The sequence below is a fragment of the Streptomyces sp. NPDC038200 genome, from assembly GCF_055600785.1.
On record NZ_JBVJYH010000001.1, the window covers coordinates 878,599 to 899,611 of the forward strand.

19 protein-coding genes and 2 pseudogenes are annotated in these 21,013 nt (G+C 71.1%); 11 read left to right on the forward strand and 10 right to left on the reverse strand.

Features of this window, described 5'->3' with window-relative positions:
• Window positions 1-4: 4 nt before the first annotated feature.
• Both ACZ7KF_RS03680 and ACZ7KF_RS03685 read left to right on the forward strand, forming a co-directional pair.
• Window positions 5-511, forward strand: coding sequence for a glutathione peroxidase (locus ACZ7KF_RS03680; RefSeq protein ID WP_471069079.1), 507 nt, complete (start codon window positions 5-7; stop codon window positions 509-511).
• A gap of 113 nt (window positions 512-624) precedes the next feature.
• Entirely contained in the window at window positions 625-1,473 is an 849-nt protein-coding gene (locus ACZ7KF_RS03685; RefSeq protein ID WP_471069570.1) for a MerR family transcriptional regulator, read from the forward strand.
• A 108-nt stretch (window positions 1,474-1,581) separates the two neighbouring features.
• Here ACZ7KF_RS03685 and ACZ7KF_RS03690 read toward each other — a convergent pair whose 3' ends face one another.
• The 3 genes from ACZ7KF_RS03690 to ACZ7KF_RS03700 all read right to left on the reverse strand — a co-directional run bounded on the left by ACZ7KF_RS03690 (window position 1,582) and on the right by ACZ7KF_RS03700 (window position 3,792).
• Window positions 1,582-1,773, reverse strand: coding sequence for a DUF397 domain-containing protein (locus ACZ7KF_RS03690; RefSeq protein ID WP_225822419.1), 192 nt, complete (start codon window positions 1,771-1,773; stop codon window positions 1,582-1,584).
• Window positions 1,774-1,962: 189 nt separating this feature from the next.
• On the reverse strand, window positions 1,963-2,820 hold the full coding sequence (locus ACZ7KF_RS03695) for a helix-turn-helix domain-containing protein (RefSeq protein ID WP_471069081.1): 858 nt from the start codon (window positions 2,818-2,820) through the stop codon (window positions 1,963-1,965).
• Between the two features lie 219 nt (window positions 2,821-3,039).
• Window positions 3,040-3,792: a GOLPH3/VPS74 family protein gene (locus ACZ7KF_RS03700; protein WP_471069083.1), complete on the reverse strand. Its 753-nt coding sequence runs from the start codon at window positions 3,790-3,792 to the stop codon at window positions 3,040-3,042.
• 180 nt (window positions 3,793-3,972) lie between these two features.
• Between ACZ7KF_RS03700 and ACZ7KF_RS03705 the strand changes: the two genes are divergently transcribed.
• Together ACZ7KF_RS03705 and ACZ7KF_RS03710 are read left to right on the forward strand one after the other, a co-directional pair.
• Window positions 3,973-7,014, forward strand: a complete 3,042-nt coding sequence (locus ACZ7KF_RS03705) for a D-alanyl-D-alanine carboxypeptidase (RefSeq protein WP_471069085.1) — start codon at window positions 3,973-3,975, stop codon at window positions 7,012-7,014.
• A 198-nt stretch (window positions 7,015-7,212) separates the two neighbouring features.
• Window positions 7,213-9,147: an MFS transporter gene (locus ACZ7KF_RS03710; RefSeq protein WP_471069087.1), complete on the forward strand. Its 1,935-nt coding sequence runs from the start codon at window positions 7,213-7,215 to the stop codon at window positions 9,145-9,147.
• Window positions 9,148-9,170: 23 nt separating this feature from the next.
• Here ACZ7KF_RS03710 and ACZ7KF_RS03715 read toward each other — a convergent pair whose 3' ends face one another.
• On the reverse strand, window positions 9,171-10,013 hold the full coding sequence (locus tag ACZ7KF_RS03715) for a hypothetical protein (protein WP_471069089.1): 843 nt from the start codon (window positions 10,011-10,013) through the stop codon (window positions 9,171-9,173).
• A 90-nt stretch (window positions 10,014-10,103) separates the two neighbouring features.
• Between ACZ7KF_RS03715 and ACZ7KF_RS03720 the strand changes: the two genes are divergently transcribed.
• Both ACZ7KF_RS03720 and ACZ7KF_RS03725 read left to right on the forward strand, forming a co-directional pair.
• Complete coding sequence (locus tag ACZ7KF_RS03720) at window positions 10,104-10,892, forward strand: SDR family oxidoreductase (RefSeq protein WP_471069091.1); 789 nt, start codon at window positions 10,104-10,106, stop codon at window positions 10,890-10,892.
• 159 nt (window positions 10,893-11,051) lie between these two features.
• Window positions 11,052-12,623 carry a sodium:solute symporter family protein gene (locus tag ACZ7KF_RS03725; RefSeq protein ID WP_471069093.1) on the forward strand — a complete coding sequence of 524 codons (1,572 nt, stop codon included), beginning with the start codon at window positions 11,052-11,054 and terminating at the stop codon, window positions 12,621-12,623.
• Window positions 12,624-12,713: 90 nt separating this feature from the next.
• Here the strand turns inward: ACZ7KF_RS03725 and ACZ7KF_RS03730 are convergent, their stop codons facing one another.
• Together ACZ7KF_RS03730 and ACZ7KF_RS03735 are read right to left on the reverse strand one after the other, a co-directional pair.
• Window positions 12,714-13,829 carry an ADP-ribosylglycohydrolase family protein gene (locus ACZ7KF_RS03730; protein ID WP_471069095.1) on the reverse strand — a complete coding sequence of 372 codons (1,116 nt, stop codon included), beginning with the start codon at window positions 13,827-13,829 and terminating at the stop codon, window positions 12,714-12,716.
• Between the two features lie 150 nt (window positions 13,830-13,979).
• Window positions 13,980-14,720 carry a TetR/AcrR family transcriptional regulator gene (locus ACZ7KF_RS03735; protein ID WP_471069097.1) on the reverse strand — a complete coding sequence of 247 codons (741 nt, stop codon included), beginning with the start codon at window positions 14,718-14,720 and terminating at the stop codon, window positions 13,980-13,982.
• Window positions 14,721-14,825: 105 nt separating this feature from the next.
• On the opposite strand from ACZ7KF_RS03735, the gene ACZ7KF_RS03740 reads away from it, so the two are divergent.
• Entirely contained in the window at window positions 14,826-15,851 is a 1,026-nt protein-coding gene (locus ACZ7KF_RS03740) for an alpha/beta fold hydrolase (protein WP_471069099.1), read from the forward strand.
• A 20-nt stretch (window positions 15,852-15,871) separates the two neighbouring features.
• On the opposite strand, the gene ACZ7KF_RS03745 is transcribed toward ACZ7KF_RS03740, so the two are convergent.
• The 3 genes from ACZ7KF_RS03745 to ACZ7KF_RS03755 form a co-directional block, all read right to left on the reverse strand.
• Window positions 15,872-16,132, reverse strand: coding sequence for a hypothetical protein (locus ACZ7KF_RS03745; protein ID WP_471069101.1), 261 nt, complete (start codon window positions 16,130-16,132; stop codon window positions 15,872-15,874).
• Window positions 16,129-16,476, reverse strand: a complete 348-nt coding sequence (locus ACZ7KF_RS03750) for a DUF6247 family protein (RefSeq protein ID WP_471069103.1) — start codon at window positions 16,474-16,476, stop codon at window positions 16,129-16,131. Before ACZ7KF_RS03750 ends, ACZ7KF_RS03745 begins: the two co-directional genes overlap by 4 nt.
• 98 nt (window positions 16,477-16,574) lie before the next feature.
• Window positions 16,575-17,420: a helix-turn-helix domain-containing protein gene (locus ACZ7KF_RS03755; RefSeq protein ID WP_471069105.1), complete on the reverse strand. Its 846-nt coding sequence runs from the start codon at window positions 17,418-17,420 to the stop codon at window positions 16,575-16,577.
• A 402-nt stretch (window positions 17,421-17,822) separates the two neighbouring features.
• On the opposite strand from ACZ7KF_RS03755, the pseudogene ACZ7KF_RS03760 reads away from it, so the two are divergent.
• The 4 genes and pseudogenes from ACZ7KF_RS03760 (at window position 17,823) to ACZ7KF_RS03775 (ending at window position 20,434) form a co-directional block, all read left to right on the forward strand.
• A pseudogene (locus tag ACZ7KF_RS03760) lies at window positions 17,823-18,552 on the forward strand (helix-turn-helix domain-containing protein).
• Window positions 18,553-18,563: 11 nt separating this feature from the next.
• Window positions 18,564-18,794 (forward strand): annotated as a pseudogene (locus ACZ7KF_RS03765) (DUF397 domain-containing protein); the annotation flags it as partial.
• A 54-nt stretch (window positions 18,795-18,848) separates the two neighbouring features.
• Window positions 18,849-19,418, forward strand: a complete 570-nt coding sequence (locus tag ACZ7KF_RS03770) for a DUF2165 domain-containing protein (protein ID WP_471069107.1) — start codon at window positions 18,849-18,851, stop codon at window positions 19,416-19,418.
• Complete coding sequence (locus tag ACZ7KF_RS03775; protein ID WP_471069109.1) at window positions 19,415-20,434, forward strand: pentapeptide repeat-containing protein; 1,020 nt, start codon at window positions 19,415-19,417, stop codon at window positions 20,432-20,434. Before ACZ7KF_RS03770 ends, ACZ7KF_RS03775 begins: the two co-directional genes overlap by 4 nt.
• Here the strand turns inward: ACZ7KF_RS03775 and ACZ7KF_RS03780 are convergent.
• Entirely contained in the window at window positions 20,427-20,996 is a 570-nt protein-coding gene (locus ACZ7KF_RS03780) for a hypothetical protein (protein WP_471069111.1), read from the reverse strand. The two genes, ACZ7KF_RS03775 and ACZ7KF_RS03780, sit on opposite strands and share 8 nt — an antisense overlap.
• Window positions 20,997-21,013 lie beyond the last annotated feature (17 nt).

Consider the following 21,013-nt stretch of genomic DNA (forward strand, 5'->3'; position numbering starts at 1 on the left):
GCCCATGACGACTACCGACCACAACGGCTCTCCGCTGGACACCGAGATCGGGGCCCTCCAGGGCGGCTCCGCACGGCTGCCGCAGTTCGCGGGCAAGGCCGTGCTCATCGTGAACGTGGCCTCCAAGTGCGGTCTGACCCCGCAGTACTCGGGGCTGGAGAAGCTCCAGGAGCGCTACGCCGAGCAGGGCTTCACCGTGCTGGGCGTGCCCTGCAACCAGTTCCTCGGGCAGGAGCCCGGCAGCGCCGAGGAGATCGCCGAGTTCTGCTCGGCGACGTACGGCGTGACCTTCCCGCTGACGGAGAAGGTCGAGGTCAACGGGGACGGCCGGCACCCGCTGTACGAGCGGCTGGTCGGCTTCGCCGACGCCGAGGGGCACAGCGGCGACATCCGCTGGAACTTCGAGAAGTTCCTGATCGGCCGGGACGGCCGGGTCGTCGCGCGGTTCTCGCCGCAGACCGAGCCGGAGTCCGCCGAGGTCGTCACCGCGATCGAGGCCCAGCTCGGCTGAACCCGGCTTGACCTTGCCCTTGGGACAAGGAGCAGCGTCCTCCTCGCCGGGCGGGACGGAACCGTCCGGTGACGGAGGAACGAGGGAGCCGCGAGGCGGAGGGAGCCGGTGCCGTGGACGAGGAACTGATCGGCATCGGGGCGTTCGCCGCGCGGGCCCGGCTGTCGGCCAAGGCCCTGCGGTTGTACGACCGGCTCGGCCTGCTGACCCCGGCCCATGTCGACGAGGTGAGCGGCTACCGCTACTACCGCGCCGGCCAGGCCGGGCAGGCCCGTCTGGTGGCCATGCTGCGCCAGCTGGACATGCCGCTCGCCCGGATCGCCGAGGTGATCGGGGCCGAGGGCGCCGAGGCCGCCGATCTGCTCGCCGCCTACTGGGCGGACGTGGAGGCCCGGGTGGCCGGGCAGCGGACTCTCGCCGAGTACCTCCGTGGACGACTGTCGGGGAGGAACCTCGAGATGTACGAGAAGTTCGTGGTCGAGACCGTGGACGTGCCGGCGCAGGTGGTGATCACCGAGTCGCGGCACACACTGGCGGACGAACTGCCGACCTGGATCGGCGCGTCGCTGGGGCGGCTGGAGGCCGCCGCGCGGGAGTGCGGGGGCGTCACGGGGGCGCCGTTCGTCGTCTACCACTCCGAGGTGTCGATGGAGAGCGACGGTCCCGCCGAGTCGTGCGTACCGGTCGCCGACGAAGCGGCGGCGCGGGCCTGGGCGCAGCGGCGCGGGCGGGCCTGGGAGACGACGGTACGGGTGGAGCCGGCGGTCCGGCTGGCCTCCACCCGGATCACCAAGGCTCAGGTGGCGCATCCGCAGATCCTGGCCGCGTTCGAGGCGGTGGAGCAGTGGCTGGCCCGGGAGGGGCTGGAGGCCGCGGGGCCCTGCCGCGAGATCTACTTCGCGGACTGGGCGGCGGCGGGGGCCGAGGACCCGGTGTGTGACGTGGCCTTCCCGGTGCGGTGAAGGAAGCCCGGAAAGGGGAGAACCCTCTCGGCAAGGACGGCGACTGGTCGAGAGGGCTCTGCCGGTGGTGCCTGTGCAGTTGTTACGGCCAGGGTCAGGGAGTACCCCTCACGCCTTGACCGAGGTCACGAAGGCGTTCCACGCGTCGGCGGGGAAGGCCAGGATCGGGCCCTCGGAGACCTTGGAGTCACGGACGGCGAGTTCGGCGGCGGTGGGCGACTTGACCTCGACGCAGGCGCCGTTGCCCGCGGAATAGGAAGACTTCATCCACGTCTCCGAAGCGCCCTGAATCAGTGCCATGTCCACTCCTGTTGCGAGTTGCAGTAGTGCGGTTCACGCCAACCGTGTCGTCTGATTGGCGTGATCGACGCTACCGGGCAACTGGTCCTGGTGGAGGATCCGTTCACTCGACCGGATGGCATATTCCAGGTGGGCCTTCCACTGAAGCGGACCGACAGTGTACGATCCGGCGCCCTCTGTGACCCCACCTCAGTCGGCGTACCCTTTCGCCACGTCCGCGATGAATTGCCGGGATGCCTCCACATTGAGGGACTGTGCCCGCAGATGCTCGTACATCACGGCGTACTTCTGCACGTCCTGCGCCTTCTCCAGGTACAGGTCGCTGGTCACGCCCTCCAGATACACCACGCTGGAGTCGGCCGCGTCGGCGAACTCCAGGATCGCGTACTGGCCGTTGAGCCCCGGGTGGGCGCCCACCTCGAAGGGCAGCACCTGCACGGTGACGTGCGGCAGCTGGGACATCTCGATGAGCTGCTCCAGCTGTTCCCGCATCACCAGCCTGCTGCCCACGACCCGCTTGAGCGCGGCCTCGTCCAGCACCACCCACAGCCGGAGGGGGTTGTGCGCGGCGGTGATACGTTCCTGTCGGCGCATCCGGACCTGGACACGCTTCTCGATCTCCGCGGTCGACGTCTCCGGCAACGCGCCCTGCACCAGGGCCTCGGCGTAGGCGCGGGTCTGCAGGAGGCCGGTCACCAACTGGGGTTCGTACACCCGCAGCGACTCGGCGTCCGTCTCCAGCCCGATGTAGACGCTGTACGGGATGTCGCCGAAAGTGTGCCACCAGCCCTGCTGCCGCGAGTCCCGGGCCATCTCCATCAGCGAATCGACGATCCGCTGGTCCTCGACCTCGTAGACCCCGCACAGATCGCGCACATCGCGCTGGCTGATGCTCCTGCGGCCGTTCTCCAGCCGGCTGATCTTCGACTGCGACACGAGCAGCCGCTCCGCCACCTCTTCGGCCGTCATGCCCTTGAGCTCGCGCAGCCTGCGCAGCTCCTGGCCCAGCCGGCGCCGCCTGACGGTGGGATTGACATTGGACGCCACGGGACGCGCACCTCCGGCTGACTGCCTGTTACTTGGCACTTTGCGTATCTGCTGTTGAGCAGACTGCCACCAAGGTGCTTTCTACCGCTGGAGAACGGAGGATATGCGGCGCCCCTCGAACTCCCGGACGCGGTCGAGCGGGGCGGCGAGACACAGGGTCTCGCCGCCCCGCTCGACCAGCGGCTCCCGAACCGGGTCTGTGGGGACCGGGGTTACGGCTCAGTGGGCCACGGCGCGCGCCATGGATCCGTGATGCGGCTGCATCGGAACCCCGCGCGCGGGCTCCGCCGACCTGGCGGCCGACGCGGTCGGCCGGCCGGCCGAGGCCGGGCCGCGGCGCGGCTGGGCGGCCGCACCGTTCTGCACGTCCATGACGGCGTGGGCGACGAGCCCGCCCATGGGGTCGTGCCGGATCAGATCCCGCAGCCGGGAGCGGGACGACCGTCCCTCGTTCCCCGGATACAGGTGCTTGCCGAGCCCGACGGCGTGCGCCAGGGCGGCGAGCGCCGCGGTCCGCGGGTCCGGCGGTACGCCGGTGCGGATCGCGGAGTCCAGCCGGGATCGGATCTCCCGGCTGATGGCGGTGTCCGTCGCCTGGTAACGCGTCGTCGGCAGCACCCCGCACATCTGGCCGGCCACGGCGGCGACCATGCCGCACCGCTCCAGATGCGAGAGATACGTCTGCCTGAGCCCCAGCCGGGGCCCGCCGATCCAATGGACGGCACGCACGGGAGCGCCGCGCCTGCGCAGCAACTCCAACGCACAGTCCAGAGTCGGATCTCCTGTCGGCCGTGGCACCACCACGGCGATACGATCCCCGTCTGGGGCTATCCGTCCGGCCAGCGCCAGCTCCACTAGCTGTGCTCCGGCCAGACCGAGGTCGAGCGACTGCGGCTGTGCAGTGGTACCCGTGGCCGGGTCCAATGCCAGCAACAGAAGCTCCTCCGGAATCGTTCTGCGGCTCCTGCCCATCCATGCCTCCCCGCGTGGATGAATGACAGGGTGACCCCTCTCACATTGGTCTGTCGAGGGCGCGTGACCGGTTCGTGAGGGAACCGGTAGGTATGTCGTTCTCGTCTACCACAGGGGCCAAGCCCTCACACAGGACACTGGTACATGGTTCGGACAGGGCGCACACGTGGCGTGCGACGCATGGAGGAGGCATCGGTGGCGGGCGAGTCCCCCGACAGGTCGAAGCAGCGCGAGTCGTCGGCGGAACCGACGTCGGGGAGCGCGGGTTCGGTTCCCGAGGCGCGCGATCCGCGTCTCGCCGTGGCCCGCGAAAAGGATTCCTCGGACGGCACGGACACGGCGACGAAGATCCTGACGGTACGACCCGAGACCCCGGCCGAGCCGAAGAAGGCGGCCGGCGCGGAGGGTTCCGCCGAGGCCGACGAGGACACCGCCCTGCGCGCGGCGGTGTCGGCGTGGGTTCGCGAGCCTCGAACCGACGCGACTGCAAAGCCGTCCGAGAAGCCCGGGCCGGAAGAGGCCCCGGAGACGAAGGCCAACTCCGAGACCGAAGCGAAGCCTGAGAAGGCGTCCGGCACCAAGACCGGCACCAGGGCCGGGACGGCGTCCACCCCGCGGACCGGGGCCTCGTCCGACGCGGAGCCGCAGGCCGCGACTTCCTCCACCGCGAAGACCGCGGCCGAGGCAGGCCCGCGGACCGAGCCGCCCTCGGCCGACAAGCCGACGGACACGGACGACACCGAGCCGACCGAGACTTCGGCCCCCGCCACGACCACGGCCCCCGAGCCCGAGACGGCCCCGAAGGGCAAGGCGAACGCCAAGACCGACGCGGACGCGAAGAAAAGCGCGAACACCAAGACGAACGCGACCGCGGACAGCAAGACCGACGCGGACGCCGACGGCAAGGCGGACGCCGAGGGCGACGCCGACGACAAGTCCGGCACCGGTTCGAAGGGCAAGGCCGACGCCGACGGCAAGGCGGCCATGGACGCCGACGGCAAGGCCGACGCCGACGCCGAGGACAAGGCCGACGCCAAGACCGGCACCGACGCGAAGGGCACGGCCGCCAAGTCCACCACGGGCGCCGAGGCGGTCGCGGACGCCAAGACCGACGCCAAGGACAAGGCCGCCACCGACGCGGAGGCGGACGCGGACGGCAAGGCCGACGCGAACGCCGAGGGCGACGCCGACGACAAGGCCGGCACCGGTCCGAAGGGCAAGGCCGACGCCGACGACAAGGCCGGCAGCGGTCCGAAGGGCAAGGCCGACTCCAAGACCCGCACCGGCGTGAAGGGCGAGCCCGCCAAGCCCGCCACGGGCGGCGAGGCGGTCGCGGACGCCAAGACCGGTACCGGCGTGAAGGGCACGGCCGACGCGGACGCCGAAGGCGGTGCCGTGGTCCGTGCTGAGGGCGCGTCGGGTGATGGCGTAGCCGAGGGGGAAGGGGCCGGGGACGGACCGGAGGCCGCCGACGGCGGGGACGCCCCGCAGGGGCCACCCGCGGACGACGACGAGAGCCGCACGGGTGGTGCGGGTGGGATGACGGACGCCGAGGGCGGAGCCGAGGCGGGTGTCGACCAGCCGACCACCGTCTTCAAGGCCGTACAGCCCAAGAAGCCCGCCGTGGACCAGCCGACGACCATGCTCAAGCTCGGCGGCAACCTCAAGGCCCCCAAGTCCGGGCCCGAGTCCGAATCCGGGTCCGGGTCCAAGTCCGGAGCCAAGCCCGGAGCCAAGCCCGGAGCCAAGTCCGGAGCCAAGTCCGGAGCCGGAGCCGAGTCCGGAGCCGAGTCCGAGTCCGAGCGCACCAGCAAGTTCATCGCGCTGAAGGACGACATGCGCCCGGCCGGCAAGGCGAAGGCACCGGCCCCCGCCCCCACCCCCGACGCCACCACCCCCGTCCCCCAGGTCGGCCCGGAGCGCACCACCCAGCAGCCGCTCCCGCCCAAGCCCCCGCTGGACCTGCTGGCGGAGCTGACGAACACGCCCCCGCCCCCGGAGACCCCGGTCCGCACGCTCGTGCGCCGGGTCAAGATCTGGACCCCCCTGGTCCTGCTCCTGGCGGTCGTCTTCGCGGTCGTGCAGGCGATGCGCCCGCTGCCGTCCACCGCTCTCGCGCTCACCGCGAAGGACGGCTACACCTTCGAGGGCGGCAGGACGAGCCTGCCGTGGCCCGGCGAGGGCCAGGGCTGGATCGACGCCGACGGCGTCGGCACGATGGGCAGCTTCGGCAAGCAGAACCCCGTGGCCATCGGCTCGGTCGCCAAGACCATGACCGCGTACATCATCCTCCGTGAGCACCCGCTGAAGCCGGGGCAGGACGGCCCGAAGATCGAGGTCGACGCGACGGCGGAGAAGGAGGGTGGTTACAACAAGGTCGGCGAGTCCACGCTCAACACCGTCAAGGCCGGTAGCCACCTCACGGAGAAGGAGGCCCTGTCGGCCGTCCTGATCCCCTCCGCCAACAACATCGCGCGGCTCCTCGCGCGCTGGGACTCGGGTTCGGAGGCGGAGTTCGTCAAGAAGATGAACGCCACCGCCAAGGAACTGGGCATGACCCGCACGACGTACACCGACCCCTCGGGGCTGAAGGAGACCACCGTCTCCACCGCCGAGGACCAGGTGAAGCTCGGCCGCGCGTTCGTCAAGGTGCCGGCCCTGGTCTCGATCAGCAGCGCGGCCAGCTGGACCGACCCGTCCGGGAAGTTCTGGCCCAACTACAACGAGCTGCCGTACCTGATCGGCGCGATCGGCATCAAGACCGGCAGCACCACCAAGGCCGGCGGCAACCTGCTCTTCGCCTCCCGCAAGAAGGTCGACGGGCACACGGTCACCCTGGTCGGCGCGATCCTCGGCCAGCACCAGCCGGAGATCCTCAAGACGGTCAACAGGGTCAGCAAGACCGCGCTGCTCGCCGCTCAGGACGCGCTGACCTCGGCGAAGGTCCTGAAGAAGGGCGACGTGGTCGGCTATGTGGACGACCAGCTCGGCGGCCACACCCCGATCGTGGTCACCAAGGACGTCACCACCGCCGGCTGGGCCGGTCTCAAGGTGACGCTGTCCTTCACCTCCGGGACCGTGCCGCACACCGCGAAGGCGGGTACCGTGGTCGGCTCGCTCACCGTGGGTGACGGTACGGCCGGTGCGGTGAAGGTTCCGGTGGCCCTGGAGAAGGATCTGACGGAGCCCGGCTTCGCCGCCAAGCTGACGCGTCTGGGCTGACCGCCGCGTCCGAAGGGCCCGCCCGCACCCCGTCGCGGAGCCCCCCACCCGGGGGCCCCGCGGCGGGGTGCGTGCTAGCGTCACGAATCGGGGCAGGTCGCCGGTCACGGGACAGGGCCGCGAACTGGACGGAAAGCGGCCGGGAACACCGAGGGAAACGGCCGAGAACAGAAGACGGGACACGGGGAGTGCCTTCAGGTGGCCACAGCGGAGCCGACACGCGCCGACGACGCAGATCCGGGCCCGGGATCCGGCCCGCGAATACGCCTGTCCGCAAGGGACACCGCGGCGGGCCGGGCGACCGGCGCGACGACCGCGGCGAACGCCGACGCGTCGGCGGGTAGCGCGGAGAACAGACCGGCCGGTGACACGGCCGGCACGCAGAGTGGTGACGGCGCGGACAGGACCGGCGGACCGGCCACCCGCCGGCCGGCCCCCGTCGAGGCTCTCCGGCAGCGGTTGCTCCGGCATCCCGCACTGTCCATGACCGCGCTCTCCGGCGTACTGCACATCATCTGGGTCTTCACCTTCGCGAACAGCGGCGGCGATCTCGCGGCCCAGGACGCCTGGGCGGAGTTCGTCGGCCGGCACCCGGACTCGGCGTACAACCTCGCCTGGTACGGGGGCATGCACCCGGTGTCGTACAGCGTGGTGTCGCCGTATCTGATGTCGGTCCTCGGCGTCCGCACGACGATGATGATCGCCGGCACGCTGTCGGCGGGCCTGCTGACCATGGTGCTGATCCGCAGCCGGGCCGTGAAGAACCCCCTGTGGGCCTCGCTCGCCGGGATTTTCGCGTTTCTGTGCAACGCGATCTCCGGCCGGGTCACCTTCGGGCTCGGCACGATGTTCGCGCTCGGTTCGGTCGCGGCGGTGTTCTGCTGGCCGCACCGGTGGCGGTACAAACGCTGGGCGAAGGCGCTGGTCGCCGCCCCGCTGGCCGCGCTCGCCACGATGGCCTCGCCGGTCGCCGGGCTGTTCGTGGGCCTGGTCGCGGTCGCGCTGTTCCTGCAGAAGCGGCGGCCGGGCGCCTGGGCGCTGGGGATCGCCCCCACGGTGGTGGTCGCCGTCTCGGCCTGGCTGTTCCCGTTCTCGGGCACCCAGCCGATGATCTTCGGATCGGTGATCATGCCTCTGCTGTACGGCCTGCTGTGCCTGTTCCTGGTGCCCAAGGAGTGGATCACCGTACGGCTGACGGCCGCCGTCTACAGCGTCGCCGTCGTCCTGGTGTGGCTGATCAGCTCGCAGATCGGATCCAACATCTCGCGCCTGCCGATGCTGTTCGCGGGCGCGACCCTGATCGCGGCCCTGCCGTACACCGTGCCGAAGTCCCGCAAGTGGTATCTGACCGTGCTGGCCTTCCTCGGCTTCGTCGGCTGGATCGGCTACAAGTCGGTGGACGACATCATCCACACCACCCCGGAAGCCTCCTGGGCGCGGGAGATCGCCCCGCTCGTGCACGAGCTCCAGAAGGAAGGCGCCCAGAAGGGCCGCGTCGAGGTGGTCCCGGCCCGCTCCCACCGCGAGGCCTCCGCGCTCGCGCCGTACGTCAACCTGGCCCGCGGCTGGAACCGGCAGGCCGACATGGAGCGCAACCCGCTCTTCTACGACGACACGCTGAACTCGGCGAACTACCACGAGTGGCTCCAGCGGTGGGCCGTGCACTTCGTGGTGCTGCCGAAGGACAACCCGGACGGGGACGGCGGCGTGCGGGAGCGGCAGCTGCTGCGGCGCGGGATGCCGTATCTCCAGCAGATCTGGGGCGACGCCAACTGGCAGCTGTTCAAGGTGACCGATCCGGCGCCGCTCGCCGAGCCGAACGCGGTGGTGGACCGCGCCGACCAGGTCGAGATGACGCTGCGGGTGCGCAAGGCCGGGCGGGTCCTGGTGCGGATCCCGTACTCGCCGTGGCTGAGCGTCGTCGACGAGCACGGCAAGAAGGTGAAGCCGCCCCAGGCGTCCTCCGGCACGCCGAAGACGTACCGGAACGTCAACGGGTGCCTGAGGGAGACGTCGGAGGACGCGAACGGCGACAAGTGGACCATGCTGCTGGCGCCGCGGGCCGGGACGTACCGGCTGGCCTCGCCCTACGAGCTGCCGCGCGGCACGCCGTGCCCCGACGAGCTGAAGTGAGCCGGCCCGTCCGCCCGGCCCGGTCAGCCGCGTAGTTCCGACACGTACCTGTCCGTGCCCGGGACCGTGGGGAGGAACGGCGCCACCAGTTCCACCCTGCCCAGCCCGGACTCGGCGACCTGCTCGTCCAGCCCGCGGAAGTGCTCCTCCCAAGCCTCCCGCGGGTCCCGTTCCAGGAACCACAGCAGTGTCAGCCGGGTGTCGACGCCCTCCACCTGCTTGACGTAGGTCATCCGGTCGCCCGGCAGCGGTGTCGGACGGAACACGGTGACCAGGGCGGAGGGGGAGCCGGTGAGGCGGCGCGGCAGGTGCCGGGCGCGCAGCCACTCCAGCAGTCCGGCCCGCCGCTCCGGCGACTCGGCGTCGATCACCTCCAGTACCAGTCCCGCGTAGGGATGGTCGAGGGCGTGGACGTCCCGCGGTCCGGCCGCGCCGTCCCGGTACACCGTCGTCTCGTGGTCCTGGAAGGCCGTGAAGACATGGGTGCGGGCGTGGTGGACGCGGGCGTCCCGGTTGAGGCGCTTGTTGATGGCGACGGTCCACTTCATGTGGTCGTCGTAGCGGCCGGCGGTGATCCAGTAGGTGGAGAGGTAGCAGCCGGCGGTGACCGGCCGGGCGATCGCCGACTTCTCCGGGTAGCGCAGGAGCTGGAGCTCCCGGGTCGCGACCCAGCGGCGGCCCGCGTACATCCAGGGCATGGCCATCGCGCCGGCGTAGTAGTGGTCGTCCTCGTACCAGCGGTTGTAGGCGTACTCGTGGCCGGGGTGCGGTTCGACCATGGTGATCAGGGCGTGGCCGGGGCGGACGCCGTACGGTCCTACGGCGGCCAGCTCGGCGTACTGCTCGCTGCGGGTGTCCTCGCTCATGCGCTTCCCCCTCCGTCCCCTTCCGTCCTCCTGCCGACGGCCATACTCTGACGCCCCGTCAGACAAAGCGCCAGAGCCGGGAGGCAGCCCATGTCACTGCTCGCGGGCAGGACCGTCGTCGTGTCGGGGGTCGGGGCCGGGCTCGGCCACCAGGTCGCGGCGGCCGTCGTACGGGACGGCGGGAACGCGGTGCTGGGGGCGCGCACCGAGGCGAACCTCGCCAAGAGTGCGGCCGGGATCGATCCGGACGGCGGGCGCACGGCGTACCGGGCGACCGACATCACCGACGAGGGGCAGTGCGAGGCGCTGGCGGCGCTGGCGCGGGAGCGGTTCGGCGGGATCGACGCGGTGGTCCACGTGGCGGCCTGGGACTCGTACTTCGGCGGGCTGGAGGACGCCGACTTCGCGACCTGGCAGTCGGTCGTGGACGTGAATCTGCTGGGGACGCTGCGGATGACCCGGGCGTGTCTGCCGGCACTGAAGGCGGGCGGGGGCGGTTCGGTGGTGTTCATCGGCACGCAGTCGGCCGTGGCCGCGCCCTCGCAGGTGAGGCAGGCCGCGTACGCCGCCTCGAAGGGGGCGCTGACCAGCGCGATGTACTCGCTGGCGCGGGAGCTGGGGGTGTACCGGATCCGGGTCAACACCGTGCTGCCGGGCTGGATGTGGGGACCGCCGGTGCAGGCGTACGTCCGGTTCACCGCGCAGACGGAGGGGGTGCCGGAGGAGGAGGTGCTGTCCCGGCTGGCCGGGCGGATGGCGCTGCCGGAACTGGCCACCGACGGGGACGTGGCCGACGCGGCGGTGTTCCTCGCCTCGGACCGGGCGCGGTCCATCACGGGGCAGTCGCTGCTGGTCAACGCGGGGGAGCTGATGCACTGAGGTGATCCGAGCACAACCCAGGCGTTCATATTGGTGAACACAAGTCATCAAGCCGAACAATTTTACGGTCTCTTGACCGAACGCTTCCTTGCCGCGCGTCCATGTTCGAAACCAGAGTTCACATGCCTGACCTTGGCTGCGAACCCTGGAAGGGGACACATGAACGGTCTCGACTGGGCCGTGCTCATCGGCTACTTCGGTGTGATGGTCGCGATCGGCGTCTGGTCGCACAAGCGCGTGGACAATGTCTCCGACTTCTTCACGGCCGGCGGCAAGATGCCCTGGTGGCTCTCCGGCATCTCGCACCACATGTCGGGCTACAGCGCCGTGATGTTCACCGGGTACGCGGGCATCGCCTACACCTACGGCGTCACCTCCTTCATCACCTGGTCCTTCCCCATCGCGCTCGGCATCGCCATCGGCTCGAAGCTGTTCGCGCCGCGCATCAACCGGCTGCGCTCCCGGCTCCATGTGGCCTCCCCCCTGGAGTACCTGAAGAACCGCTACAACCTGCGCACCCAGCAGGCGCTCGCCTGGTCCGGCATGCTGCTGAAGATCGTGGACGTGGGCGCCAAGTGGGCGGCGATCGCGACCCTGCTGTCGGTGTTCACGGGTGTGTCCCTGAACCAGGGCATCCTCATCACCGGCGCGATCACCGCGGTCTACTGCACGATCGGCGGCCTGTGGGCGGACGCGCTGACCGAACTCGGCCAGTTCGTCATCCAGTTGCTGGCCGGAATCTCCATGTTCGTCGCGGTCGTGATGAAGCTGAACGACAAGGACATCGGGTTCCTCGGCGCCTGGGACGAGCCCGCGCTGCACGGCCACGGCAAACCGCTGGTCGGCCCGTACGGCACGGTGTTCCTGCTGGCGTTCCTGTTCATCAAGCTCTTCGAGTACAACGGCGGCATGCTGAACCAGGCCCAGCGCTACATGGCCACGGGCAGCGCCCACGAGGCCGAGCGCTCGGCCCGGCTGTCGGCGATCCTCTGGCTGGTCTGGCCGGTGGTCCTGTTCTTCCCGATGTGGATGTCCCCGCTGCTGGTCCAGGCGCAGAAGCCGGACGGCTCCGACTCCTACGCCCTGATGACCGAACAGCTGCTGCCGCACGGCCTGCTGGGTCTGGTCATCGTCGGATTCTTCTCCCACACCATGGCCATGTGCTCCTCCGACGCGAACGCGATCGCGGCGGTGTTCACCCGGGACGTGGCGCCCGTGCTCTCCTCCCGGGCACGGGGGTGGGGCGAGCGTGCGGGTCTCATCGCGGCCCGGGTCACGACGGTCGTCTTCCTCGGCCTGTCCATGGCGGTCGCCACCCAGGTCAACTCCCCCGCCTTCAAGGACATCATCACGGTCGTCATCAAGTGGGTGGCCGGTCTGATGGGCCCCATCGCGATCCCGATGATGCTCGGCCTGCTGCGCACGTTCCGCCGTTCCGGCCCCACCGCGGCGCTCACCAGCTGGGCGGCGGGCCTTCTGGCCTTCTGGCTGGTCAACTACCCCCTCAACTGGAGCGTCGACGGCGGTGTCCCGCTCCAGTACCAGGTCTCGGTGCCGCTCGCGGTCTCGCTGGTCCTCTACATCCTGATCGGCTACCTGAAGCCGGAGGACACCCCGGAACGGCTGGCGATCATCGAGAAGGTCAACACGGACGGCGACGGGGCCGCCGCGGCGGCCGTGCCGGTGCCGGCGAGTGCGGGGGCCGGGGACGACGCGGCGGGAGCGCCGTAGGGGGTGCCGCCGGGGACCGCAGTGCGGGCGCGTGGGGGCTGATCACGGTTCCCCGCGCCCCCGGGGCGGGTTGCGGGCGAGCGTGCTCCGTCACGCCCGCGGATAGCGCGCCAGCCACCCCGGGGACGAACCCGCGGGGCCGTGCAGGGCCGGGCCCTGGGTCATCTCCATCGCGAAGTCGTCGGCGAGTTCCAGGATCGTGGGGCGGCCCTCCAGCTCGGCCAGCCAGGCCGGCGGCAGGGCCGTCTCGCCGTGCAGGGCGCCCAGGAGGCCGCCCGTCAGCGCCCCCGCCGCCGCCGACGGCCCGCTCTGGTTCACCGCCAGGCACAGTCCGTGCCGTACGTCCTCCCCGACCAGCGCGCAGTACACGGACGCGGCCAGCAGGCCGTCCGCCGTGCCGTCGCCGGCCAGCTCCTCCACCCGGGCGGGCGTGGGCATCCCCTGCCGTACGGCGCCGAGGGCGTGCTGGAGGGCGTCGGAGACCGGCTGGTGGCCGGGGCGGGCGGCGAGCAGGGCGAGGGCCCGCTGCACGGCGCCGTCCAGGCTGTCGCCCCGGGCCAGCGCGTGCACGATCACCGCGTACGCGCCGGCCGACAGGTAGGCGATGGGGTGCCCGTGGGTCTGGGCCGCGCACTCCACGGCCAGCTGGACGACGAGCTGCGGCTCCCAGCCGACGAGCAGCCCGAAGGGCGCCGACCGGGCGACCGCCTCCGGCCCCAGCTCCCCCGGGTTCTTCGGGGTCTCCAGCGTGCCCAGGGTCTCGTCGCCGAACCCGATGAGCAGGGCGCGGCTCGGATCCCGGCGGGCGTACAGCCACTCCTGCCGGGCCAGCCACCCGTCGTCCTTGCGGCGCTCGTCGGGCCCCCAGTCCCGCTGGGTGGCCGCCCAGCGCAGATAGGCCCGGTGCAGATCGGTGGGCGGATGCCAGGCGCCGGTGTCGCGGCGCACCTGCGCGCGTATCAGCCCGTCGACGGTGAACAGGGTGAGCTGGGTGTGGTGGGTGACTGTGCCGCGGCGGCCGTGCCCGAAGGCCAGGTCCAGCAGCCCCTCGCCGCCGTACGCGTCCCGGATCTCCTCCAGGGACAGGGGATCGGCGGGACCGCCCAGCGCGTCGCCCACCGCGGCACCGAGCAGCGTGCCGCGCACCCGGCTGCGGAAGTCCTGCTGTTCGGCGCGGCCCCAGACGGCACCGGACGTCCCACTCACCCGACCTCCCCACGGCGTCCGTCTGTACGACGCCCAGCACTGTAATCGACCGGGAACGGTCCGTTCAGTGGGGCAAAACCGCCCCGACGGGTCATTCCCGCCCAGCTCTCACCCACGTCTCGGGCATCGTTCCCGCCGGGGTGACGCGTCTCATGCGCCGGCGGCGACCAGCGCTTCGACGCCGTCCAGGATCCGGTCGAGCCCGAACCGGAGCGGATCGATGCCGTCCGGGTCGAAGGCTCCCTCGGCGACGGCCCTGGCGAGGGCGGGGAAGCGGGCGGCGTGCCGGGTGAGGAGCTCGCCGGTGAGCCGGTCCCACTCCCGCTCCTGCTCCTCCTCGCGTTCGCTCTGCTGCTGGGCGAGGTTGCGGACGAGACCGATCAGCAGCAGGAAGACGCGGTGGCGCTGGGCGCCGCCGAGTCCGGTGGGCTCCAGGGCGGCGAGGGCCGCGTCCAGCCAGCGCAGCTGGCAGGGGCCGAGGAGCTGCCGGCGCATCGCGGTGGCGGTGAGCAGCCAGGGGTGGGCGGCGTAGACGCGGGCGCACTGCCGCGTCCACTCCGTCACGGCGGCCCGCCAGTCCCCGGCCGGCACCCCGGACAGGTCCGGCCCCTCGGCCAGCACGGACTCCACCATCAGCTCGACGAGTTCGGTCTTGCCGGGGACGTACCGGTACAGCGCCATGGCCGAGACGCCGAACCCGGCGGCGACCCGGCTCATGGACACGGCGTCCAGCCCCTCGGCGTCGGCGAGCCCGGCGGCGGCCTCGGCGATGCGCCGCGGGGTCAGCTTGGGCTTGGGGCCGCGGGTGGGCTGTTCCTGTTCACCCCACAGCAGCGCGAGGCCCGCCCGCAGGTCGCGGACCTTGTCCTGCTCCTTGTTCCGTCCGGCCATGCGGCCCCTCCCGGTCCGTTCCGGCGCAGCCCGTTGACTCCGCCCGACAACTGTATATACCGTAAACACAACTGCTGATGGCATAAACAGTTTAGGGGGAACACCATGCTCTTCATCTACCGCGCCCTCAAGCGCCGCTCCCACACCCGGAAGCTGCGCATCACCACCCCGCACGGCATCGACACCGCCTCGTACGTCCGCATCGGCGGCATCGACCAGTGGATCTCGATCCGCGGCGAGGACCTGGCGAACCCGGTGATCCTGGAGATCCACGGCGGCCCCGGCGCCTCCAACCTCGTCTTCGCCCCGCGCACCCGCGCCTGGGAGCGGCACTTCACGATCGTCCGCTGGGACATGCGCGGCGCCGGCCGGACCTTCGCGGCGGGCGGCCCCGAGGGACAGGGTGAGATGACCCTCGACCGGCTCTACGCGGACGCCCTGGAGGTGACGGCCCACGTCCGTGCCCGCCTCGGTGTCGCCGAGGTGCTGCTGGTCGCCAACAGCTTCGGCACGGTCACCGGCCTCCGCCTCGCCCGCAACCACCCCGAGCTGTACTCGGCGTACGTCGGCACCGACCAGAACATCGTCGACGGCGGCCGGGACACGTCGGTCTACGAAGCCCTGCTGGCGCGGCTGGCGGCGGCCGGCCGGAAGAAGGAGCTGGCGAGGACGGCGGCCCTGGGCTCGGACCGGACCGCCTGGACGGCACAGGAGTGGTCGCAGTTCGCGAAGACGGCGACCACGACCGACCCGCTGACCTACGACACCATGAAGACGGTCGTCATCCGCTCCCTGTGGTTCTCCCCCCTGCACACCCTGCGCGACCTGCGGACGTACCTGAAGGGCATGACCTTCTCCGAACAGTTGGGCCCGCAGGCGACGACCGTCGACGAGCGGGCCGAGGGCACCGCCTTCCGTCTCCCCTTCTTCCTCTTCCAGGGCGACAGCGACGTCCTCACCCCGCCGGAACCGGCGCGCCGCTTCTACGAGGAGGTCACCGCCCCGGTGAAGGACTTCGCCCTCATCCGCGGCGCCTCCCACTTCGCCTCGTTCCGGGAGCCGGACCAGTTCCTGGACCTGATGCTGACGAAGGTCCGGCCGGTGGTGACGGGGGAAGCGGCGGGACACTGAGACCGGAGGACAGGTCGAGGTCAGCTGTACCAGGTGACGTTGCAGACGTAGACGCACTCATGGCGCGGTACGGCGAGAAAGCTGATGAAACCGCGGCCGCCGAGGATGTCGAACTCGCGGAGTCCGCCTTCCCGGTCGAACGGGCGTCCCACCTTGACGCAGTCGTGGCCGAGGGAAGCCAGTTCGGCCGCGAGGCGCTCCACCTCCGCCACCACTCCCGGCGGCAGCCCTCCCGCGACATACTCAGCACTCGGGTTGTAGTCCCAAGCCCAGTCGGTCACAACCCGGCCTCCGCCTCGGCTGCCTCACGGATCGCGCGGATCTCCACGATGGCCGCGGTGGGATCCTGCTCCCCCGAATCCACGATCCTCTCCAGTTCCCGCAGCCGGGCTGCCCGTTCCGGGTATCGCTCGACGGCCACGAAGACGGCCCATGAGTGCACGAAGGCGCGCAACGGCGCGAGGCTCTGCGTCTGCTGGGCGTTGGTCGTGGCCTCGAAGAGGTGCTGTGTGAGAGCGGGGACACGACTCGGAGCGATACGCGCCACCGCTGCCCGCAGGGCATCCGGCGTCAGCTCGGGCATGGGGATCAGCGGTCCGTACGGGCCGTCGGTCTGGGCGCTCACGGTGACCTCCGATGCGAGTGGCTCGGTCCTCGTACGGTACCGGTGGAATCGGCGGCATGACGGGGACGTGCCGCTCGGCGTCGGGCCGGCGTCGAGGCTCATGCTGCCGCCGAGGCCGTACGGCAGTCACGGCATCGCCCGGGTCGGGGAGCGCGGAAGGCGCGGTCGCAGCCGTCGCAGGTCTGGAGGGGTGGCGGGGCGAGCGGCGGGCGGGCCGGGGCGGGGCCCGGGGGCGGGGCGGGCAGCGGCGGGGGCAGCCGGGCGGACAGACGGTGGGCCAGAAAGGCGGCCGGGTGCTTGATCGGGTCCTGGGGCAGGCCGGTCGTCAGGGTGCGGACCACGGCGGTGGGCGGCACACCCCGTTCCAGCCATTCGGTGACGGCCGGGGCCAGCCGGTACACGTCCCGTTCGGTGAGGAGCAGCCGGGAGTCATGGGTGCGTAACCCGGCGAGCAGATCTGCGGCCCCTCGGAGTGATGCGGGAACCTCCGGTCGAGGAGCACGGTCCGGCTCCGGCACCGGAGCGGCCGGGGCCGGTTCCAGAGCCGGGGCTGGGGCTGGGGCTGGGGCTGAGGGTGCTGCCGCGGCCGGCGCGCGCCTCGGCTTGTTGTACGAGATCGTCCGGGTCGTCACTTGTCCCGATTGAAGACGCTCCCTGGGGCGTGAGAGGTATCCGTGTTCCTCCAGCTCACGCAGGGCCGCGGCGATCCGGATCTCGCCCTCGGGGAACTTCGCCGCCAGCGCCTTGATGCCGATCGGCGCCCCCTCCGGCAGCGACTGGATGTGCAGCGCCAGGCCGATGGCCACGAGGGACAGCTCGGAGTGCTGGGCCAAGTCGTTGCCGACAACGGTGAAGTTGTCGAGATGGGGCTCATTCACGTGGGTGACACCGGAGGAAAGCCGGGTCCTGGGCCGCGTGGGGGCGTTACGCTTCTTGTCAGTCATCGGGAAGTTGTTGCCTTCCTCGGTGATCAGGCCCTCGCACTGGGATGGCAGTCCCGGCGGGGGCCGATGCATGTCTGGGGTGGTCGTCGCCGACACTGCCCGACAGCTCCCCCGCCGCGCCAGTTTCGCCCGGCATATTCACTCCGGCGAGTGAGCAGCGGGGGCGGCGGGGGTGGGTTCGGTTCTTTCCCCGGTTCTTTGGTCTTTGGGGTCGCGAGCCACCGGGTCGTGGCCCACCGCGTTCCGGTACGGCCCATACCGCCAAGTGCGCTGATCAACAGGGCTGTTCGCCGGGTCGCGGGCAGGCGGGATCCGGTCGGCCGCCGGCTTTCCCGCTGACGTCACCGGCACGGTCGGCCGCCTCTACGCTCCTTCGTGACGACCCCGACACGGAGGGTGAACATGAAGGACGAGGAGGCCGAGGCCGTACTCAGGGCGGTCGGGCGGCAGATCAAGCTGTGGCGGGAGTCCGCCGGGCTGAAGCAAGGCGAGTTGGGGGCGCGGATCGGGTACAGCGAGGATCTGGTCTCGGCCGTGGAACGGGCAGTACGGGTCCCGCAGCCCGAGTTCCTGGAGGCGGCCGACGAAGTGCTGGGCGCCGGAGGGAAGTTGTCCGCGATGAAGGAGGACGTGGAGAGGGCTCGGTACCCGAAGCAGGTCCGAGACCTCAAGAAGCTGGAAGACGAGTCGGTGGAAATGGGCGCCTACGCCGCTCTGCACATCCAGGGACTCCTCCAGACCCCGGAATACGCCCAGGCTCTCTATGCCATTCGCAGGCCCGCCTACACGGAGGAGGAGATCGATAGTCATGTGGCCGCTCGCATGGCCCGCAAGGCGGTGTTCGAGCGCGTCCCCCGCCCCCTGCTCACCTTCGTGCAGGAAGAGGCGACGCTACGGCGCCCCATCGGGGGCGGTGAGGTGTTACGGCGGCAGCTTGAACACCTCCTGACGATCAGCATGTTGCGGCATGTCGAGATCCAGGTGATGCCGACAGACCGGGAGGACCACGCGGGCATGGGTGGGCAGTTCCGGGTTCTGAAGCTGCGGAACGGATGGAATGATCCGAACGCAGGCACTCTCGCCTCGCGAGTCCCGGGCCTTCATCGAGAAAGTGTTGGGAGAAGAGACGTGACCTCCACACTCCGGTGGTTCAAGAGCAGCCACAGCGGCAACGACGATTCCGACTGCGTAGAGATCGCGCTGGACTGGTTCAAGAGCCGCTACAGCAGCAACGAGGGTCCCGACTGCGTCGAAGTGGCCATAACCCCCGCCGTCATCCACATCCGCGACTCCAAGAATCCCGAGCGTGCCCAGCTCGCCGTCGGCGGTGCCACCTGGACGGAATTTCTCGGGTTCGCCCGGCACTTGGGGTAACTCTGGCTCAATGATCGCGAGCCAAGCCGGTGTTCGGCGGGGGAGAATCCAGCCATGACCACCACCCCCACACGCCACACCGGCCTCAGCCTGGCCGCCGGTGTGCTCACCGGCATACTCGCCCTCTACATCGCCCTGGTCGCCCTCGGGAACATCACCGACTTCGGGACCAACCAGCAGTTCGTACGGCATGTGCTGGCGATGGACACGACGTTCAAGGACGACGACCTGATGTGGCGGGCGGTCACCAGTACCGCGCTGCAGGACACCGCCTACGTCCTGATCATCGCGTGGGAGACGGCGGCGGCGCTCGTACTGGTCTGGGGGACCTGGCTGTGGGCGCGGCGGGACCACGACCGCGCGCGGCGGTTCTCCACCTACGGCCTGCTGATGCTGTCGCTGCTCTTCGGCGCCGGGTTCATCGCGATCGGCGGTGAGTGGTTCGCGATGTGGCAGTCGAAGAACTGGAACGGTCTGGACGCGGCGACCCGGGTGTTCCTGCTCAGCGGCGTCGCTCTGATCGTCAACCAGCTGCCCTCCGGACAGGGCGTACAGCGCGGGCAGGGCGGACGGGGCGAAGCGGGCGAGCAGGGCCGGGAGGCCGGGCGGGCCGAGGCCGCATGACCCGTGGCACACCACGAGCGGGGGCCCGCGGCGCACAGCTCCGGCGGATCGCGCGGCGCCGGGCGCGGACCGGGCAGCCGGCCGGGCAGCGCCCCCGGGCCCCGCTGGGCGCCCGCCGCCCGGGACACCGTGACCGGGCACCGGAGCGCAACGGCAACGGCACCGCCGCCGCGCCGGGGCCGGAGTCCGGTCCCCCCGCCGGGACGGACACCTGGGCACACTGGGCGGGGCTGGTGGCGACGATGCTGCCCGGGCTCGCGGCGGTCGCCACCCTGGTCTTCACCTGGGTGTCCGTGCGGCAGGTGTCGCAGGAACTGACCATCTCGGAGCAGGGCCAGATCGCGGACCGGTACGACAAGGCGATCGAGCGGCTGGACGACGCCTCCGCCAACATCCGCCGAGGCGCGATCTTCTCCTTGCAGGGCATCATGGAGGACTCGCCGCGGCAGCAGCCGAAGGTGATCTACGACCTGTCCCAGTACATCCGCACGCGCGCGGGCAAGAAGCCGTCCTCGGCCGAGAAGGCACCCGACATCCAGGCGGCGCTCTCCGTGCTCGGCCAGCGTGACCCCGCGCACGACGGTGAGCGGGCCATCGATCTCCGCGGCGTCCGGCTGGCCGATGTCGATCTCAAGGGGGCCGACCTGAGCGGGGCGAAGCTCGCCGGAGCGGTTCTGCCCCACGGCAGCCTGGCGGACACGGACCTGTCCGGCGCCGACCTGCGGGGTGTCTCGTTGAGGGGGGCCGACCTGACCGGCGCCGACCTCGCCGACGCCTACCTCTACAAGGCCGACCTGCGGGAGGCGGACCTCACGGGGGCCGACCTGGGCGGGGCGAATCTGAGTGCGGCGGACCTCGCGGGGGCCGAGGTGGAGACGGTGCGGGTGACCGACACCACGAACTTCGCCGGTATGCACCGCCCGGAGGGGGACCTGCCGACGGCGGGCCCGAGCCCCGCCCCCGGCTCCCCGTCCCCGGGCGCGCCGCGGAACGGGACGGCCGGACCGGCTACTTGACGACGGCCACCTTGGTGCCCTGGTCGCCGAAGGACCACAGCGCGGCGCCGTCCTCCTTGTGGAGGCGGATACCGCCCCGCTTCTGGCCGTTCGCGGGCGGCGGCGAGGCGCCGTCGAGGGCGTTGGAGAAGGCTATGGACACACCCTCCACCTTGGTGAAGTACATGATGTGCTCGACCTCGACGCCGTCCGAGCCCTTGAGGGACTGGGTGCGCAGGGTGATCGAGTAGCGGCCGGGCTGCGGGCTCACCGTGCCCGGCCACACCGTGAAGGTGCGGCTCGCCCTGCCGGTCGCGTCGACCATCCAGACCCGCTTCTCGCCGAGCGAGTAGACGATCCGGCGGCCCTCGCCGGACGCGTCCGGCAGGGCGGGCGCCTCCGGCGTCCTCGGCGTCAGGGAGGCGTGGGGACGGGCCGACGCCGACGCCGACGAGCCGGGTGTGGTCACGGCGGCCGTGGGATGCGGCCCGTGGTCCGCCTGTACGGCGAGGGCGACGACGACCGCGGTCGCCCCCGCCGTGAGACCGGTGACCCAGGCCCACGAGGGCAGTAGGGCAGCCACGGGACGCATCTCCTCCG

What these genes read in the sequence shown, in the direction of transcription:
- ACZ7KF_RS03770 (WP_471069107.1), top strand. Translation starts at nt 18,849, where the DNA reads ATGACCACCACCCCCACACGCCACACCGGCCTCAGCCTGGCCGCCGGT.
- ACZ7KF_RS03700 (WP_471069083.1), bottom strand. Translation starts at nt 3,792, where the DNA reads ATGGGCAGGAGCCGCAGAACGATTCCGGAGGAGCTTCTGTTGCTGGCA.
- ACZ7KF_RS03705 (WP_471069085.1), top strand. Translation starts at nt 3,973, where the DNA reads ATGGAGGAGGCATCGGTGGCGGGCGAGTCCCCCGACAGGTCGAAGCAG.
- ACZ7KF_RS03755 (WP_471069105.1), bottom strand. Translation starts at nt 17,420, where the DNA reads ATGACTGACAAGAAGCGTAACGCCCCCACGCGGCCCAGGACCCGGCTT.
- ACZ7KF_RS03740 (WP_471069099.1), top strand. Translation starts at nt 14,826, where the DNA reads ATGCTCTTCATCTACCGCGCCCTCAAGCGCCGCTCCCACACCCGGAAG.
- ACZ7KF_RS03690 (WP_225822419.1), bottom strand. Translation starts at nt 1,773, where the DNA reads ATGGCACTGATTCAGGGCGCTTCGGAGACGTGGATGAAGTCTTCCTAT.
- ACZ7KF_RS03725 (WP_471069093.1), top strand. Translation starts at nt 11,052, where the DNA reads ATGAACGGTCTCGACTGGGCCGTGCTCATCGGCTACTTCGGTGTGATG.
- ACZ7KF_RS03715 (WP_471069089.1), bottom strand. Translation starts at nt 10,013, where the DNA reads ATGAGCGAGGACACCCGCAGCGAGCAGTACGCCGAGCTGGCCGCCGTA.
- ACZ7KF_RS03735 (WP_471069097.1), bottom strand. Translation starts at nt 14,720, where the DNA reads ATGGCCGGACGGAACAAGGAGCAGGACAAGGTCCGCGACCTGCGGGCG.
- ACZ7KF_RS03720 (WP_471069091.1), top strand. Translation starts at nt 10,104, where the DNA reads ATGTCACTGCTCGCGGGCAGGACCGTCGTCGTGTCGGGGGTCGGGGCC.
- ACZ7KF_RS03775 (WP_471069109.1), top strand. Translation starts at nt 19,415, where the DNA reads ATGACCCGTGGCACACCACGAGCGGGGGCCCGCGGCGCACAGCTCCGG.
- ACZ7KF_RS03680 (WP_471069079.1), top strand. Translation starts at nt 5, where the DNA reads ATGACGACTACCGACCACAACGGCTCTCCGCTGGACACCGAGATCGGG.